This window comes from Streptococcus sp. HN38, assembly GCF_028335765.1.
Lineage (GTDB): Bacteria > Bacillota > Bacilli > Lactobacillales > Streptococcaceae > Streptococcus > Streptococcus suis_P.
The window spans coordinates 1,632,591-1,646,719 of record NZ_CP116604.1; the positions used below are offsets into that span (position 1 = coordinate 1,632,591).

Genomic DNA, 14,129 nt, shown 5'->3' on the forward strand with positions numbered 1-14,129 from the left:
TCCTCCAAAATAAAAAGGACTATTAAAGCCCTTGTAAGATTTCTTCTTTTTCAATTTCCAGCAGCATATTCTGGATTTCTCGCTTACGCTTACTGTGGTTAGCGTAAAATTCATCAATGACAGCCTGTGGCAACATGCCATTCTCAATACTTGCGACAGCGTCCAGTTCATTAAATGTCATGATTTCATCTGCAAAACCAAGCTCTACTGCTTTTTGAGCAGACATAAAGGTTTCGTTTCGCATTAGCTCCATGATTTCATCTTCTGACTTGCCTGTTTTAGCTACGTACGCATTAACAATACCTTGGTCACTGGCCTTTAGTGCGTTAGATGCTTTGTCTAGATCATCACTATTGCCAGATACCCAGTTGAATAACGACTTATGAATCATGATTTGAGCAGTCGGACTGATAACAACCTTATCTGCTCCCGTGATAGCCACGCTTGCTGCACTTGCCGCCATACCAGTTACTTCTGCTGTGACATTGCCTTTATAGTTTTTTAACATGGTATAGATGTCACTTCCGACAGTGACCAGCCCACCGTTTGAGTTAACTTCCAAAACAATATCTGAACCATCATCTGGCAAGGCATCAGCAATAGCTTTAGCACTAACCGCTTCTAGTCCATACCAGTCATAAGCCTCTTGTTGATTGTTGGTAATCAACGGACCTCTAAGCTTTATCCTCTTCGGCATTTCCTGTCTCACCTCCTTTCACGTCTTGATAAGTTTCTTTTTTATCCAAAAAGACATAGTTTAAGCTAGATTGGTATCTGTCCATATCTGGGTCATCCGACTTCGGCAAGCCCAGTTGTTCCAATCCTTGGTTCGGTGTGAGCAGTTGGTTGTTGACCATATTCCGAACCTCATCAACCGAAAATCCTGTAACACTACGAGTATCAAAAACAATTTTGTATTTTCGTCTATCGTCAAGGTTCAGGATTTTCAGACCCAATTCACTTGTGATTGCGTCAAAATAAAACGGCATATCGTTTGATACGTAGTCGTCCATCAGTTGCGCCACAGATTGGTTCGGGCTATTTACCCCTAACTTGTAGCTAGGCACTCGCAAAACCTTCGCAATCTGTGCAGTAGAGAAGTTATTGCTACTGATTAACTGCAAGACTTTTGTATCAATTTCAAGCGGACTGTATTCTTGCGTGTCGTCAAACACCAAGGGGCTTCCGCCTGCAGAACCTTCTCGCATTTTCTCGAAGTCCGTTCTGGCTTTCTTACGAGCTTCACCGCTTAACTGAGAACCTTTTAGTTTTAAAATACCACTCGAAAAACCATCCTTGAAAAACTTCAAGAGTGTTTTGGTCCCTTCGTCCTGTAAGGCTATTTCTTCTTTCAGTGACAACAAAGGCGAACGACCAAGAATCGTATCGTGACTAAAGAATTTCCAGTGGATAACATCTTCTGAGTGGCACTTGATTTCTTTTCCTGACTGACTTTCTGTAAACGTATAGATAACTTCGTGGTCATCGGTAACCTTTACAACTGTTTCAGACGGACGATAAAACTCGAACTGCAAGGCCTTACCTGTTAGTGGGTCTCGCAAAATCCGAGAGTAACTATTGCCCGTCAATATCGCATTCACGACCATTGCGAACTTCCAATCCCTCGCTGTTGTGTTCTTGGTAGATTTAACATTCAGAAGATAATTGACATCTTCATCTTCGATAATCTCCCCGTCCATGCCTTTCTTCAACAAAGGGAAGCGAGCAACATCTCCTGCGATAATGGAAACTGCTGTTAGCACGTCACTGTTTTTCAAAGCAGAAATCCCGACATAAGAGGGGGCGGAATTGCCAGATAGAACCGAGGAAATATAATCATCATAGGAGACCTTCCCTCCTAATGATTGAAAAAAACTCATTTATATTTCTAACTCCTTTCTTTTTAGAAATAATTGATAGTCTTTCCTACCAGTCAAGATGTGGGACCACCTCCTCGTTAACGACTGAACCAAGACTTCTTAGAAACCTTGTCAGCTACTTTCTTCTCAAGATAATTAAACCTTGAGTTGATAGCCTGTGCATTACGTTTAACGATGCCATCCAAATCTCTGATATTATTCGCATGATTTCGTAGTGCATCAGTTAATAAAATATTTTCCGCTGTCAATTGAGCAACTTTGTTTTCTAATCTCTCAATTCGCGACCATTTCTTCTTGATACGTTTGTTACTCATAGCGACCTCCTTTCTATCCACTTTGACCTGCGGAATGATTAATAATAACCGCCAATAAAACTAAAAGTAATCCTATCACTAAATAACCGATTATTGCAGAAAATAAAAAAGCAGCATAGGCTATAAAACCAAAACCTAAAATCAGTAAAATGGTGTGGATATTCGATAATAACCATTTCATCTAAAACATACTCTCCGTTTCCAATATTTTTTCGTCCGTCCAGTAACCAGAACCGTCAAACGGCTCAAGGAAACAAACGGCATAGGCATTTAACCCAGCATCGGCAGGGTCAATCTTATTGCTATTTTTGTTCTTGTCGATCCGCATACCATTGTTATCGACTTTTGTAAAAGCATTATGAAATGCCATAGTTAGCAAAGGGTTACCTGAGTGCTTGATTTTCCCTTGTTTCATGTCATCCCTGAATTGTTTAGTCGGCATGTTCAGTACCATTGTTGTTTGCGATACCTGTATCAAGGGCCATTCAGGATGACGTTTCTCAATCATGGTAAGTAGCGAGCCAAACTGGTAAGGGTCATAACAAATACCATGCACTTCCCATTCATTGGTGTAAACCATTTCTTCTAACTTCTCCATGACACGCTCATCATCTATAACACCAGATTCAAGCGTAGTTATCTCACAATACCCTTGTCTTTCAAGGTTGGTGTAAGAAACGCCATCACGTTTTTCCTTAGCTATCAAGCCGTACTTGGTAGCTACGAAAGAGAAGTTGTCAATATGCCAGTAGTCATCCATCTGGACAATCGGTGTAATAGCGAATAAGTCACTAACCCTACCGACGTCGACGCCTATCCAGACTCTTCTCTTGGTGGTGTTTGGTTTATCGATATAGGCTTTATTCCAAGTTTCTTTATCCAGATAAGACTCTTCACTGGACTGTCGCCACATGTTGAAATTTTTGACGAGGACTTTATTGATTTCTCCAGTTTCCAGAGAAGTTTTTCTACGCTTACGGAGATACTCCGTGATTTTTTCTTTCAATGCTTCGACTTCAAGAATTGGGTTTGATTTTATCCAATTTTCCTCATCTGTGATTTCAGTTTCATTATCTTGTTCAGCTATGTAGCAAAAATAAGAATCATCTTCGACTTCCTGATTAAGAATTTTTTCTGAGTAACTATATTCGATGGTGTGCATCGGCACATTTAAATCAAGACCAGCCGTTGAAATAATCAAAATAAAGGGGTTATCCAATTGCCCTTGACCAGATTCTAAAAGCTCCAACATCTCATTGGTTTTGGATGCTGCATACTCATCGAGCACACCAACGTAGGGTTCGAAACCATCGACTGCACCAGTATCGCGACTTAATGCTCGGATATAGGATTCATCGTTCTTGTTAAACAATTCATCCCTTGTTACCTTGGTTGCTTTCTTAATATCTGGCACCTTAGCTCTGAGAGCTTCTAGTTGTTTCTTTGCCATAGTCCATGCTATCTTTGCCTGCGTACGGTCATTTGCCGTACAAAATAGTTGACGACTTAAAGCAGGGTTGCGACCGAATAGAAACTCGTATAACAAAATACCTGCAATCAGAATGGTTTTACCGTTCTTACGAGCAACAGACACCATCGCTTTTTTGAAACGTCTAACGGAGCTGTCTTCTTTCTTTCGCCAACCATATAAGCTAGAAATAATAAACTTTTGAAACCTAGCTAGAGGGTAGGTCTTGCCTGTCTTGACATCCGGCAACATCTCCAAGAAATCAATCGTGTTCTGTGCCTTATCAGGAAAGTAGGTATAAGCTGAGTCAGGATTTGCAAGGTCATTCAAGTGACGCAAACAAGCCTTGATAACTTTCTTACCAGCTACTATCTCCCCGTCTACCACATCTTTAGCATAATAAAAAGCGACATCTTTATACTCGTCGCTTATCATGGAATAATCGTAAGATATTGAAATAACCTCCTTCCTTTATTCTAAAGCAATAACATGTGTATATTCGCCATCGCTCCAACCTATTGCTTTTCCGCTTAACAATTCCTCTAATTCTATTTTAGTAAACATAATGTTTTCTCCGCCCCAACCTTTGGAATGAAATTCAGCGATCTCTTCGTCTGTTGATAATATTTCTTTATAATCACCATCACGAAAGTAAAAATCTGTTTTTGGAAATCTTTGCTCCAATGTTTTCATCACTACCCTCCAAACTTATCAAACAAACTTTCTTTCTTCTCTTCCTTCTTCGGAGTGAACATCTTCATCCGACTATCAACAGTCAATCCTAGCTGACTTGCCGTCATACGGATATTGGTTGTCGCTTTTTCCAAAGTCAGAATGAGTGGATTTGAAATCCAACCTTTGTCTTCGTCATAAGTAACTAGACCTAATTCATCAATCTTCTGGGATACTTCCTTGAAAACAGCGTACCAAGTGCAGTAGCTTTCGAGGACTGCTTTATCCAGATTGCGGATAGGTAATTGTCTAAGTCCTTTAACTACCCGTCTGTATTCCGCTTTGGCTACATCATTGAAATACGAAGGTGGGCTATTCGATAACATGGGCAGACCGTCAGAGGCTAGTTCTTCAACTTCTTTTCTAGTGTCTTTTTCTGCCTTGGTTAAGTGTTTTTTGGTGTTAGACACAACTTTCATCTTTCGACCCATATGCCCTCCTTTCTAATTCCACGAACCTTTAGCATCGTTACAAGCCTTACAGATAGGTTGTAGGTTGCTCCAATCTAATCTCCTGAACCAATCTTTTTTTACGCTGACAATGTGGTCAGTCATGGTTGCTTCACCACCACAAACAGCACATATATAATCATTTGCTAGTAATACCTGCTTACTGGTTTTTCGCCAGATAGCTGAGTTATAGAACTGCATTGCTTCTTTATTGTATCTCCAACGAGACTTGTTGTAGGATTGATATTCTTCCTTACGACTATCATAATCAGCGATAACTCTCCGCCCGTTGGACATTGTAAGTTTTTGAGGTTTCACTTTTTGGTTACCACCTTCCTGACAGAAATACAAAAAGACCACATCTGCGGTCTTTCTGAGTGAAATTTTGGTCCCTCGCATGACACTAGCAAACATGGTCTTCGGGTCCTTTATTATTAATTTTTTGGTGCTAGTTTTTTACTCCGTGCCAGTGGCTCGAACACTGAGTTAAATAAGCAGTGACATGTATGCTTACTTAACCTCTCCCATATCGCTTAAGTCGATATTGAGAACATGGATTAAATGGGAACAGCAGGAATCGAACCTGCGACAAAACTGCCTTCGGAACCTAGGACTTTCAACCGAGCAGAGGAGTCTTCCAAATATCCCAAAATAGATAACGTCCATAGATGTCGCACGCAACATCCGATGGCCACAGCTTTATGCCTCTTTTTACGGGACCGTCTCCCGAGGGGATTCTATCATAACCCTCTATTCTAAATTCCGATAATACTATTTTACTATCCAAAATAACGAATAACCCATAAAAAAACTTTTACTTTCTTGGTGAAAACTCTAATTTTCAACAAGCAAGCAACCACTTCGATACTGTTCTGCGAACGATAACAGTGCGTCACTTAGCTCAATATAGAAACTAGCTTCTGACAGGTATAGGTTATTGTAGATTTCAAAATCGTACCGCTTGCCTGCATAAAGATACTTCTCGTACAGTATCCGTCGATGTGTTGGATTGAGTAAATTATTAATTGCATACTCAATCGCTTCAAGTTCCGCCTCTGCATCTGTCCTGTTAATCGCCAATCGCTCGACTGGTCTACTCGGATTTCCATGAGCTTGTCTTGGTTCAAATGTGTAGGTTGCAGTGACTTTCTGACCATCTACATCATTCGCGACTCGTCGCCATCTTGGATACTCTTTCAATTTTCGCTTTGCATTCGCTTTGGTTTTTTCTGTATTTATTTCAGGGAAAAAAGTCATCTGCACACCTTTCTGTGATATAATAATTTTAGGTTTTTACTCACATAGTCAGTACGTGCAGTGCTGGCTTTTTTGTTTGCCCTCAACCCGTACCGCAATAGGGTTTTGGACGGTGAATATCTAACAAGTTTTCCTTTCTTTATTTGCGGTATTCCTCTCGTTTTACCACAATCTGCGAGAAGACAACGACTGTAAAGTTTTATATTTTGTGGCTGACCGTACTGCCATTGGCCCAATAATGTGACTTTAATCTACAAAGGAGTCCTCCTTTTTAATTCATTTTTGGCAGAATGACCAACCGACCTGCGACAGTCGGTGAGCCTTAGATTAGGTTAAATCCTCCAACGCTACCCACCTAAACTGTGGGTATTTTTTAGCTTCTTCTTGGGTGCATTTGTAGGCTAGCCTCTCTAATTTTTCTAAAAAATCTGTTCCATTTATAATAAATGTACTCGTGCCAGCTTCTTCTGTGTCTATAATGTAGTTGTATTTAAAAAACATTATATCTGGCACATCGACCAGTAGCACGCCTAGTTTTTCATTAGTCATTTAGTACCTCCCTAAAATCTGGATGTTCTAACAACTCGGGATTTTCAAAAACATTCCCAACCCTTTCAAAGACATTGCTGATGTAATAACAAACAGGTTCGAACATGCCGTGGTGTAGCTTTACTGGTAAAAGCTCTCCTGAGTGCATTCTAACAATATCCCCTTCGAAAATCTCTTTGCCGTTGATATCAAACAGCCCTGTGGATTGCATGAGGGTGACCAAATCTAAACTCAATTCATAGTCAGCTAAATACTCATCCGTTTCCTTATCGTAAATAGGTATCGTTACAGTTTTGTTAATAAAATCAATCGACCCAACCTCACTTATAATTTTATTTTTAAAAACAGCCCTAAACTTCGGTACTACCATTCTTCGCCTCTTTCTACACGTTCAACCAAACAATCGCCACAGTACCCTGTCTGGAAGATACTGCCATAGTCCAATGTGCCCTCTTTGTACTTACATCCACATTCTTCACAGGTCTCAATTTTCGGTATCATTTTCTGTCTCCTATTTCTTCCAAAAACATACATATCATGCTGATGATAATTATCCAAATAATAGTTAAAACCGCTATTAGCCCAGATAGAGTGATGAGATTAAATAAAAAGTCTAATATCGGCCAATCCATCACTCCACCTCCACAGGCTCATAACTAATCTTGACCAATACCCCTAAACCATCGTCATTTGTTAGTTTAGCTTCCATCGAATCACTACCTTCTTCTTTCAGCATTGCTAAAATGTCAGTTATTGTCATTTTTAAAAACTCATCTGGCATCATTATTCTACTTCACCTCTTTCGCAAACTGCCACGCCCACTCAAAATCCTCTTTGATTTCGGATTCGGTTAATTGATTTTCTGGTTCATTTTTCCATTTATAGTTGGGCACCTCATCCAAAAATATATCAGTTCCAATAAATACCTTTCCGTTTTCTTTATACAAGAATGTGGCAATATCTGGGCGATTTGGGTCAGGTATCTCCACCGTATACAGTTTCTCCTGCTCAATCTCGTAGCCGAAGAGCCAAGCGCAGGCGAATGTTTCTTGGTTTTCTGGGCGCTCTAACCATTCGCCAGTATCATTGTATTCATCGCAGTAATCCATTGCACGGAGCAATCCATACCCTTCTTTATTTTTGCAATATTCGATACTATCAGCGATAAACTTCGGCACCACAACCTTCTGCGGTTCGTGGATTTGGTCAATCGTGTTCACAACAACTTCAAGTGGTACATAATCGACCTGGACACATCCTCCTATAATTTCGCCTGCTTTAAATATTACCCTCTCTCTGTTAGCTATTTTTATTTTTGATTGCTCAATAATCTCTATCGCTTCCTGTTTATTCATCTGTTTACTCCTTGAAAAAGGTATCAAAGTCCAACCAATCATCTTTAATAAGATTTCCAATCTTCGTTACTCTACCTCCAAAACCGTTACTCTTAACACGTATATACTTCCCTTGCAGTTCTTCCCAGCTATTTGCACCGGCAACCTCCAAGATACGGTCTATCAGCTCAAAGCTCTTGTGAAAAGCTACTCGTTTTTTCTTGTGTTCGTCGTATTTATCTAGGCAGTATCCTCCAATAGATACTCCAAATCCATATCCCTCAACAGTCAGATAACAAGTTAAAATTCCATGGTCTTCTCTGCCCAAGAAAGTTTTGGTTATCTTTACGTTTTCAATTGTGTTATTCATCTGTTTCCTCCAATTTTCTCGCTATCGCCTCAATCACATTAACCGTGACTGAGTTACCAGCTTGCTTGTATAGTTGGCTATTACTATTTACCGCCTGGGCTTTATCAAAGGCCCAATCTGGGAAGCCTTGCAACCTCCAACACTCACGAGGTGTCAATTTGCGGATGCGGATACCATCTAATATGCCGAATGTCCCTGCTTTGGTATTCCCCTGATGGCCACTGGCAGTGAGTGTGCCAACCTCGTCTTTGGTTTTTCGGTTGTAAAAATCATACACAACAACACCCTGCTCCTCGCCTGTCAAGAGAGTATTCGCCATCTGCTTGCCAACACGTCCCCGTCGTGTGGCAGAATTGGGATGTGACAAATTGATAGAATCACCAACCGTTGCCTCAGAATAACCTTTGGTAGTTGCCTCTTTGATGGCTAACAAGTTATTTTCCTGCCAGCTGTTGCTGGTCAATGTCGGGGTGATGTCATGCTCGCCACCCTGATTGTAGCCGTGGCCTCGTTGGATGATTTTCGGCTGTTGACCCTCAATAATGTACGACCTGCTCCCTTGTGCTTCTCCGTACCTGGCGGTAATGGTATTTGTTGATTGTCCTTGTAGGCTACCAATCTCCTTGTCGCCTCCTCCGAAAGGAAATACCGCTCGTCCACCTGCTCCTCTAAGATGTCCGATAATAAACACCCGCTCTCTGTTTTGGGGGACTCCAAAATTCTTGCTGTTGAACACTTGCCATTCCGCATCATACCCCAGTTCATCCAACGCTCCGAGGATAGTCTCGAATGTATTTCCGTTGTCGTGGTTGAGGAGTCCTGTGACGTTTTCAAGGAATAGATATTTAGGTCTGAGAATAGATGCGAACCTAGCAATCTCAAAGAATAAAGTCCCTCTAGTATCCTCAAATCCTGCCCGCTTTCCAGCAATGCTGAAAGCCTGGCACGGAAATCCTCCACAGATAACGTCCACACGTCCGATTTCTCGAACAGACTCATCTGTGACTCTTGTAATGTCATGGAATTCAAATTCTCCTTCCGTATCATGTATCGCCTTATAGCTCTTTCTGGCGAATTGGTCTATCTCGCAAAAGCCGACACATTCGTGACCAGCACGTTCCATACCGAGACAAAAACCACCAATGCCAGCAAATAGGTCTAGGAATTTCAAGATACATCCTCAACTTTCCCACATTTTAGGCATTTGCGTTTAGGAGAAATTTTCCCAGTATTCAACGCGATAAAGCGCGGTAATTCCTTCCAAGAATGTTTACAAAATAGTCTTTTCATATCACTTATTATTTTCATTACTTTCCTCCATCTCCTCAATCAACCAATCCAAATGTTGTCTAGCTTTCTTCAAGTCCTCGACACCGTTCTTCTGCTGAAATCGCAACAGATACTTGATGACATTGCCCCAGTAGTAAGCAGATTCGCCGGCTAGATTGCCGATAAAATTCTTGACCACATCCAAAGCTTCCATACCATACTTACCTTGGTAATGTTTTGGTTTGGTTACGTTGTTAAATTGTTCTTCTTGTCCCTCACATTCAGGACAAGTACAAGCATAAATCATTTGTGTCATAAAACTTCCTCCACTTCAATCTCAATCCTCGGTCTAGGACTGTACACCTTTCTCGTTGTATGTTCGACAATGATGTTATCATCCGTCCAAACATTGCCAGCCTTGCTGATGCTGTCATAAACCGCTTTTTCCAGATTATCTAAATCTGGTTTTTTATCTACGTAAATCCGCTCATTGATGAAGTCATCATACTGTTGTACTTTCTTGGCCTTAGACCGTGGTTTAGGCGGTTCCGACATAGACTTCGGAGCAGGTATGTAGAATGTCATATCTACCTTGATTGCCCCATCAAAATATGGACCATCGTAATTCTGTCTAACAAACTCAGTGCATTTTTTCCGCCACGCAACCATCTTTCCATCTTCATAGACAGTTGCGTGTTTACCTCGTCTTCCAGCTCTTGGACGGCTCTGCGGTTTGGGTTCAATAGGTATAATCAACTTCATAGTATGACCCCGTGGAATCCCAATTCATCAAACAAATTCTTTTTATTTTCTTCGATGAACTCAAACAAGGTTTGGATTTCTTTAATGTCCTTGCTAATCTCTTTTGCTGTATAAGCACCATCGAGAATAAGTTTATCGGGAAATTCAGCTTCTAAGACGAGTCTATATTCCGGTTCGAACATATCTCCGTTCTCGTCCAATGAAAGTTGGTGTTCTTGCTTCACAAATTCTGCACTTATTTTCCAGTGAGTGTAACCAACAATTTTGAGACTTTGCTTTTCCTTGTTCGTCTCTAATGTAAAAGGTGTTTTTAAAATTGCTGTTTTTTCATTTTTCCAAAATCCAGCGACTGCCATTGTGTGAGTTTGGCTAAATACGGGCAGTCGCTATCGTCCAACTGCCAACCGATTGTTTCCAATTGACACGCTTTCTAGGTTGCAGTTTTACAAGGATACCCAGCTTGTTAAAATACATTTTTTTAAAATATCCCTGCGATCAAATCATCCAGATTGATTACGCGATCCAAAGTTCGCTTACTTCGACAATAGTCACAATTCCCGCAATCTTTCGGCTTGATTTCGCCTGCAATAATACCTGCAACACGCTCAACGTTATTTTCGAAGAATTGCAGGCCTTCATCCAAGCGATACTGTGAAAGTGTGATAACTGCTTTGTCAGGCACATCTTCCTTGCTTACAGCGACGACGAACGGTACAAAATTTGAATAGCCCATTTGTCGTAACAATTCCTGATACAGCCCCAGCTGGACATCGTAGCGGAAACCTAAAATGTTGGCAGCAGCTCCGTGGATTTTCTTTCGTTCGACATCAGACCATTCAAGACCACGAATGGTCTTCATAGTTTTTAGATCCACAAAATAGCCTTCAGTCAAGTTGATACTATCCACCTTACCCTTGACCTTGATACCGAAGATTTCGCCTTCTAAAATCATTTCCTTGCGGACATCATCGCCTGGGTTGCCATGATAGAGAGGCAAGAAATCCTTGTCATCTTTCAGAGCATCTATCATGTTCTGGGCGACTTGGAACTCTTTCTTCAGCTCGCCCTTGGTCGCACCACGACTCGAAATCATCCTAGTTTTGTTGGCGTCAACAAACTTAGCGTGAGCTTCCTCGGATTCAAAGTAGGTATGAACGTAATTTCCGACAAGCAAAGCCGTATCATCACGCTTGTCCGTCCACTCCTTGTCATCAATGGCTTTAGCTTTCGCTTCGCAGTCCATATAAGCCTTAAAGCGAGAATTTGAAAGCCATTGACGGTCTTGATAGTAATTCTCCTCAGTTAGTTTAGTCATTTATTTTCGTCCACTCCCCTAATTTCTCAACAACTATCCCATGTTGTTCATACAAACCACCTGGACCACCGAATAACTTAGCGGTCTCTCCGTCTGGGAAAGTAATTCTGAAATCACCTTGCCATTTGACCACCTTCTTATTCAGCTCTATTTTATCCTCTGACGCGTTTTTCTGTTCGGAGGTATATTTACCCTCTGACGCATTTTCTCGTTGAATTTCGTCAGAATTTGGGCGATTTTGAGCATTTCCACAAATAGCTCCATGTTGAGCTAAGAATTCCTGTTCCATTCGGTCCTGCTCTTCTTGCCATTTTCTTGCGTCATTGACAAGTTCTTCGTGGACGGCTAGTGCAGATACCCCTGATTCGAGCATATCGGCATACTTCTTCGGGTTCAGACCTTTACTCTCTGCGATAGCAGTCAGCTCTTCAATCCGTTTTGCCAGTTGTTGCTTGCGCCTAACTTCCTCACGGGTCTTATCTGCCAAAGCCTTGTCATCAGCGATTGCCTGTAAGATATCAGCCAGGCTTGCTCCTTGTTCAAAATTACGTACGTAAGGAGCTGGACCAAAGTCTGCTTTGGCAGCCGCCTCTGTTATTTTTATTAAAGCTGACTCATATTCTTCCTTCTTGGCCACTTCTTCCTCTACCAAGCTGGCAACCATATCGACTGTGGCTTTATTGGGACGAACATTGTCAGCCATGAAGCATGTCTTCTTAGAAAACTCATCAAAATACTTGCTGAACAAACGGATGTCAATGTCTTTTCCTATGCTTGCAATAGCTTTATGGAATAGTTCCTCAATGGTTTTGGCGCGTTTAAGTCGTTCCTGCTCTTCAAACGCCTTCACACCTTCGTCAATCGACTTGCCGATTTTGACAATAGGTTCCAACAAGCCGTCCACCCAAGCCTTAACTTCGTCGATGGGCTTGTTGTAATCTGCCAATTTATCTTTAACAGCTGACTTGACCTTTTTCTGCAGGTTATTCAATTCGGCTCGAACCTTGGCATCGTCTTCGAATGTTTCGGCAGTAACAGCATAATTTTCGTATTTTTTAGTATAGGCAGCTAAGGCTTGCTCCAGTAGCTCCTTGCCAACAATCGTGATTTCGGCTGGTGTAAATTCGAAGTCAAAATCTAATTCTGTCGCAGTCGGAGCCGGTGCCATACTTTCCAGATTGTCAAATAGAGATAGTTCTTCAGACATTAAAATGGTTCCTCCTCGTCTAAGATTTCGCCTGTTTCAGCATCAATAATCTGCTCGGTTGTTTCCATTTTGGAAATATCTGCTCCTGCTTCTTCAACGGTTTCCACTTCGGAAATCGTTGCATCTTCAGCAGATTCTTCAGCAGCAGTCTTTCCGGTCATCTTATCCAGGATATCCTGCCCAGCTGATTGAACTGGCTCTGCTTCCTTGATTTGATGATTGTTATCAAATTCATTTTCAGTTGTCCGATTAACAGCTTCAATCAAGATGTCACTATCATCCGACGTATTGAAGAATTGCTTGGCTGCACGATTGATAACAGTACGCTTGGCCATTTCTTGAGGAAAGGCATTTTGGACAGATTTATTTTTCGACTGTTGCCAGCTGCGATCAATCTCTTTCTTGGTCATAACTGTCAAAATGCGCTCACCGTCCACTTTTTCAATGATGCAGTAAGCACCGATAATTGCGTTATCTTGGTTGGTCCAATCTGTTTCGTGGCTTTCAAGAACCTTGCGCCCATTATCGTTACGAATTTTAAGCACATCCCCTTCAAAGACCACCTCTGCCCAAATATCTTTCACGTTGGACAGTTGCTTGACAACCTTCATAGTCCCAAAGTAGGACCGTGTCATTTTTAATGTATTCCCATATGGAATGAAGTAGCATTGAGTCTTTGCTGGACTTAACCCTTGAACAACCATGTCAAGCAAGGCATTGGCAATACTTTCTTTCGAACACTTTTCAAGCAAGTTCCCGCTTGGGCTGTTGGTCATGGCAAAAAATGCTGACTTCAAAGCATTTGCTGGTGCGTAGTTTGGTGCTACTACCAAGCCTTCGTTCTGCATCTGCGACACTTTCGCATTCACGGCATCTGTAATATCTTTTTGAACAACTGCAAGATTACTCATTTCTTTCTCCTTTTCGTCTGTTTCAAATTCCATTTCTCACGCTTTAAGCGTTCGTTTTCTCGTTTCAAGGCAAGTATCAAGTCCTGTTGTTCGTTGATAATCTCGCCCAGCTCTCGGCCCAGGTGGAAATAATCACACCTCAGCCGTCGGATTGTATCTAGTAATTCCTCTGTCATTATGCATCCCCTACATAAATCCATTGACCGCCTCTGAACACCCATTCATCAGGATCATGTACCTGTCTTGGTTCCTCAGGTTGTAGATAGTCGCGGTCATAGTCAAACCATGGGTAAGTACCGTCCATGTCGCACC

The 14,129-nt window shown here is 41.5% G+C and carries 24 protein-coding genes; all 24 read right to left on the reverse strand.

The genetic code is table 11. The annotated features are described in order from the left end of the window. Positions 1–22: 22 nt before the first annotated feature. The 24 genes from PHA78_RS07785 to PHA78_RS07900 all read right to left on the reverse strand — a co-directional run bounded on the left by PHA78_RS07785 (position 23) and on the right by PHA78_RS07900 (position 14,121). Complete coding sequence (locus PHA78_RS07785) at positions 23–697, reverse strand: head maturation protease, ClpP-related (protein ID WP_024378740.1); 675 nt, start codon at positions 695–697, stop codon at positions 23–25. After that, positions 675–1,880 carry a phage portal protein gene (locus PHA78_RS07790; protein WP_024378741.1) on the reverse strand — a complete coding sequence of 402 codons (1,206 nt, stop codon included), beginning with the start codon at positions 1,878–1,880 and terminating at the stop codon, positions 675–677. Before PHA78_RS07790 ends, PHA78_RS07785 begins: the two co-directional genes overlap by 23 nt. A 77-nt stretch (positions 1,881–1,957) precedes the next feature. Then, positions 1,958–2,194 carry a hypothetical protein gene (locus PHA78_RS07795; protein WP_024378742.1) on the reverse strand — a complete coding sequence of 79 codons (237 nt, stop codon included), beginning with the start codon at positions 2,192–2,194 and terminating at the stop codon, positions 1,958–1,960. A gap of 13 nt (positions 2,195–2,207) precedes the next feature. Beyond that, the gene (locus PHA78_RS07800; protein ID WP_162841104.1) at positions 2,208–2,375 is read right to left on the reverse strand and encodes a hypothetical protein; all 168 of its coding nucleotides are present in this window, start codon (positions 2,373–2,375) and stop codon (positions 2,208–2,210) included. Beyond that, on the reverse strand, positions 2,376–4,121 hold the full coding sequence (locus tag PHA78_RS07805) for a terminase large subunit (protein WP_024378743.1): 1,746 nt from the start codon (positions 4,119–4,121) through the stop codon (positions 2,376–2,378). Positions 4,122–4,133: 12 nt separating this feature from the next. Continuing rightward, entirely contained in the window at positions 4,134–4,355 is a 222-nt protein-coding gene (locus tag PHA78_RS07810) for a hypothetical protein (RefSeq protein ID WP_024378744.1), read from the reverse strand. Positions 4,356–4,357: 2 nt separating this feature from the next. Continuing rightward, on the reverse strand, positions 4,358–4,825 hold the full coding sequence (locus tag PHA78_RS07815) for a phage terminase small subunit P27 family (RefSeq protein ID WP_024378745.1): 468 nt from the start codon (positions 4,823–4,825) through the stop codon (positions 4,358–4,360). Between the two features lie 12 nt (positions 4,826–4,837). Continuing rightward, entirely contained in the window at positions 4,838–5,161 is a 324-nt protein-coding gene (locus PHA78_RS07820; RefSeq protein WP_024378746.1) for an HNH endonuclease, read from the reverse strand. A gap of 516 nt (positions 5,162–5,677) precedes the next feature. Continuing rightward, positions 5,678–6,100, reverse strand: coding sequence for an ArpU family phage packaging/lysis transcriptional regulator (locus tag PHA78_RS07825; protein WP_024378747.1), 423 nt, complete (start codon positions 6,098–6,100; stop codon positions 5,678–5,680). A 327-nt stretch (positions 6,101–6,427) separates the two neighbouring features. Further along, positions 6,428–6,649 carry a hypothetical protein gene (locus PHA78_RS07830; protein ID WP_024378749.1) on the reverse strand — a complete coding sequence of 74 codons (222 nt, stop codon included), beginning with the start codon at positions 6,647–6,649 and terminating at the stop codon, positions 6,428–6,430. Further along, complete coding sequence (locus PHA78_RS07835; protein ID WP_099831244.1) at positions 6,642–7,019, reverse strand: YopX family protein; 378 nt, start codon at positions 7,017–7,019, stop codon at positions 6,642–6,644. Before PHA78_RS07835 ends, PHA78_RS07830 begins: the two co-directional genes overlap by 8 nt. Beyond that, entirely contained in the window at positions 7,013–7,150 is a 138-nt protein-coding gene (locus tag PHA78_RS07840) for a hypothetical protein (RefSeq protein WP_153603776.1), read from the reverse strand. Before PHA78_RS07840 ends, PHA78_RS07835 begins: the two co-directional genes overlap by 7 nt. Positions 7,151–7,280: 130 nt before the next feature. Beyond that, positions 7,281–7,409, reverse strand: coding sequence for a hypothetical protein (locus PHA78_RS07845; protein ID WP_257212217.1), 129 nt, complete (start codon positions 7,407–7,409; stop codon positions 7,281–7,283). 28 nt (positions 7,410–7,437) lie between these two features. Then, positions 7,438–8,004 (reverse strand): DUF1642 domain-containing protein, encoded by a 567-nt coding sequence (locus tag PHA78_RS07850; protein ID WP_272157944.1) that lies wholly within the window; start codon positions 8,002–8,004, stop codon positions 7,438–7,440. A gap of 4 nt (positions 8,005–8,008) precedes the next feature. Next, positions 8,009–8,353: a hypothetical protein gene (locus PHA78_RS07855; protein ID WP_024377122.1), complete on the reverse strand. Its 345-nt coding sequence runs from the start codon at positions 8,351–8,353 to the stop codon at positions 8,009–8,011. Next, positions 8,346–9,524 (reverse strand): DNA (cytosine-5-)-methyltransferase, encoded by a 1,179-nt coding sequence (dcm, locus tag PHA78_RS07860; RefSeq protein WP_272157945.1) that lies wholly within the window; start codon positions 9,522–9,524, stop codon positions 8,346–8,348. Before dcm ends, PHA78_RS07855 begins: the two co-directional genes overlap by 8 nt. 120 nt (positions 9,525–9,644) lie before the next feature. After that, positions 9,645–9,929 carry a DUF3310 domain-containing protein gene (locus PHA78_RS07865; protein WP_050571202.1) on the reverse strand — a complete coding sequence of 95 codons (285 nt, stop codon included), beginning with the start codon at positions 9,927–9,929 and terminating at the stop codon, positions 9,645–9,647. A gap of 5 nt (positions 9,930–9,934) precedes the next feature. Continuing rightward, positions 9,935–10,384, reverse strand: a complete 450-nt coding sequence (locus tag PHA78_RS07870) for a RusA family crossover junction endodeoxyribonuclease (RefSeq protein WP_024378026.1) — start codon at positions 10,382–10,384, stop codon at positions 9,935–9,937. Then, a complete protein-coding gene (locus tag PHA78_RS07875) occupies positions 10,381–10,740 on the reverse strand; it encodes a hypothetical protein (RefSeq protein WP_099872512.1) in 360 nt (119 codons plus the stop codon). The genes PHA78_RS07870 and PHA78_RS07875 overlap by 4 nt, the downstream gene beginning before the upstream one ends. Before the next feature lie 122 nt (positions 10,741–10,862). Beyond that, a complete protein-coding gene (locus PHA78_RS07880) occupies positions 10,863–11,699 on the reverse strand; it encodes a PD-(D/E)XK nuclease-like domain-containing protein (protein WP_272157946.1) in 837 nt (278 codons plus the stop codon). Further along, positions 11,692–12,906 carry a DUF1351 domain-containing protein gene (locus PHA78_RS07885; protein WP_024378023.1) on the reverse strand — a complete coding sequence of 405 codons (1,215 nt, stop codon included), beginning with the start codon at positions 12,904–12,906 and terminating at the stop codon, positions 11,692–11,694. The genes PHA78_RS07880 and PHA78_RS07885 overlap by 8 nt, the downstream gene beginning before the upstream one ends. Continuing rightward, complete coding sequence (locus tag PHA78_RS07890) at positions 12,906–13,817, reverse strand: recombinase RecT (RefSeq protein WP_024378022.1); 912 nt, start codon at positions 13,815–13,817, stop codon at positions 12,906–12,908. Before PHA78_RS07890 ends, PHA78_RS07885 begins: the two co-directional genes overlap by 1 nt. Beyond that, on the reverse strand, positions 13,814–13,993 hold the full coding sequence (locus PHA78_RS07895; protein ID WP_024378021.1) for a hypothetical protein: 180 nt from the start codon (positions 13,991–13,993) through the stop codon (positions 13,814–13,816). Before PHA78_RS07895 ends, PHA78_RS07890 begins: the two co-directional genes overlap by 4 nt. Further along, positions 13,993–14,121, reverse strand: a complete 129-nt coding sequence (locus PHA78_RS07900; protein ID WP_014636676.1) for a hypothetical protein — start codon at positions 14,119–14,121, stop codon at positions 13,993–13,995. The genes PHA78_RS07895 and PHA78_RS07900 overlap by 1 nt, the downstream gene beginning before the upstream one ends. Between the last annotated feature and the right edge of the window lie 8 nt (positions 14,122–14,129).

Coding starts and splice junctions, on each gene's coding strand:
- PHA78_RS07810 (WP_024378744.1), bottom strand. CDS start 4,355: ATGAAAACATTGGAGCAAAGATTTCCAAAAACAGATTTTTACTTTCGT.
- PHA78_RS07895 (WP_024378021.1), bottom strand. CDS start 13,993: ATGACAGAGGAATTACTAGATACAATCCGACGGCTGAGGTGTGATTAT.
- PHA78_RS07835 (WP_099831244.1), bottom strand. CDS start 7,019: ATGGTAGTACCGAAGTTTAGGGCTGTTTTTAAAAATAAAATTATAAGT.
- PHA78_RS07800 (WP_162841104.1), bottom strand. CDS start 2,375: ATGAAATGGTTATTATCGAATATCCACACCATTTTACTGATTTTAGGT.
- PHA78_RS07815 (WP_024378745.1), bottom strand. CDS start 4,825: ATGGGTCGAAAGATGAAAGTTGTGTCTAACACCAAAAAACACTTAACC.
- PHA78_RS07795 (WP_024378742.1), bottom strand. CDS start 2,194: ATGAGTAACAAACGTATCAAGAAGAAATGGTCGCGAATTGAGAGATTA.
- PHA78_RS07840 (WP_153603776.1), bottom strand. CDS start 7,150: ATGATACCGAAAATTGAGACCTGTGAAGAATGTGGATGTAAGTACAAA.
- PHA78_RS07875 (WP_099872512.1), bottom strand. CDS start 10,740: ATGGCAGTCGCTGGATTTTGGAAAAATGAAAAAACAGCAATTTTAAAA.
- PHA78_RS07850 (WP_272157944.1), bottom strand. CDS start 8,004: ATGAATAAACAGGAAGCGATAGAGATTATTGAGCAATCAAAAATAAAA.
- PHA78_RS07855 (WP_024377122.1), bottom strand. CDS start 8,353: ATGAATAACACAATTGAAAACGTAAAGATAACCAAAACTTTCTTGGGC.
- PHA78_RS07845 (WP_257212217.1), bottom strand. CDS start 7,409: ATGACAATAACTGACATTTTAGCAATGCTGAAAGAAGAAGGTAGTGAT.
- PHA78_RS07890 (WP_024378022.1), bottom strand. CDS start 13,817: ATGAGTAATCTTGCAGTTGTTCAAAAAGATATTACAGATGCCGTGAAT.
- PHA78_RS07830 (WP_024378749.1), bottom strand. CDS start 6,649: ATGACTAATGAAAAACTAGGCGTGCTACTGGTCGATGTGCCAGATATA.
- PHA78_RS07790 (WP_024378741.1), bottom strand. CDS start 1,880: ATGAGTTTTTTTCAATCATTAGGAGGGAAGGTCTCCTATGATGATTAT.
- PHA78_RS07900 (WP_014636676.1), bottom strand. CDS start 14,121: ATGGACGGTACTTACCCATGGTTTGACTATGACCGCGACTATCTACAA.
- PHA78_RS07825 (WP_024378747.1), bottom strand. CDS start 6,100: ATGACTTTTTTCCCTGAAATAAATACAGAAAAAACCAAAGCGAATGCA.
- PHA78_RS07870 (WP_024378026.1), bottom strand. CDS start 10,384: ATGAAGTTGATTATACCTATTGAACCCAAACCGCAGAGCCGTCCAAGA.
- PHA78_RS07785 (WP_024378740.1), bottom strand. CDS start 697: ATGCCGAAGAGGATAAAGCTTAGAGGTCCGTTGATTACCAACAATCAA.
- PHA78_RS07880 (WP_272157946.1), bottom strand. CDS start 11,699: ATGACTAAACTAACTGAGGAGAATTACTATCAAGACCGTCAATGGCTT.
- PHA78_RS07865 (WP_050571202.1), bottom strand. CDS start 9,929: ATGATTTATGCTTGTACTTGTCCTGAATGTGAGGGACAAGAAGAACAA.
- PHA78_RS07885 (WP_024378023.1), bottom strand. CDS start 12,906: ATGTCTGAAGAACTATCTCTATTTGACAATCTGGAAAGTATGGCACCG.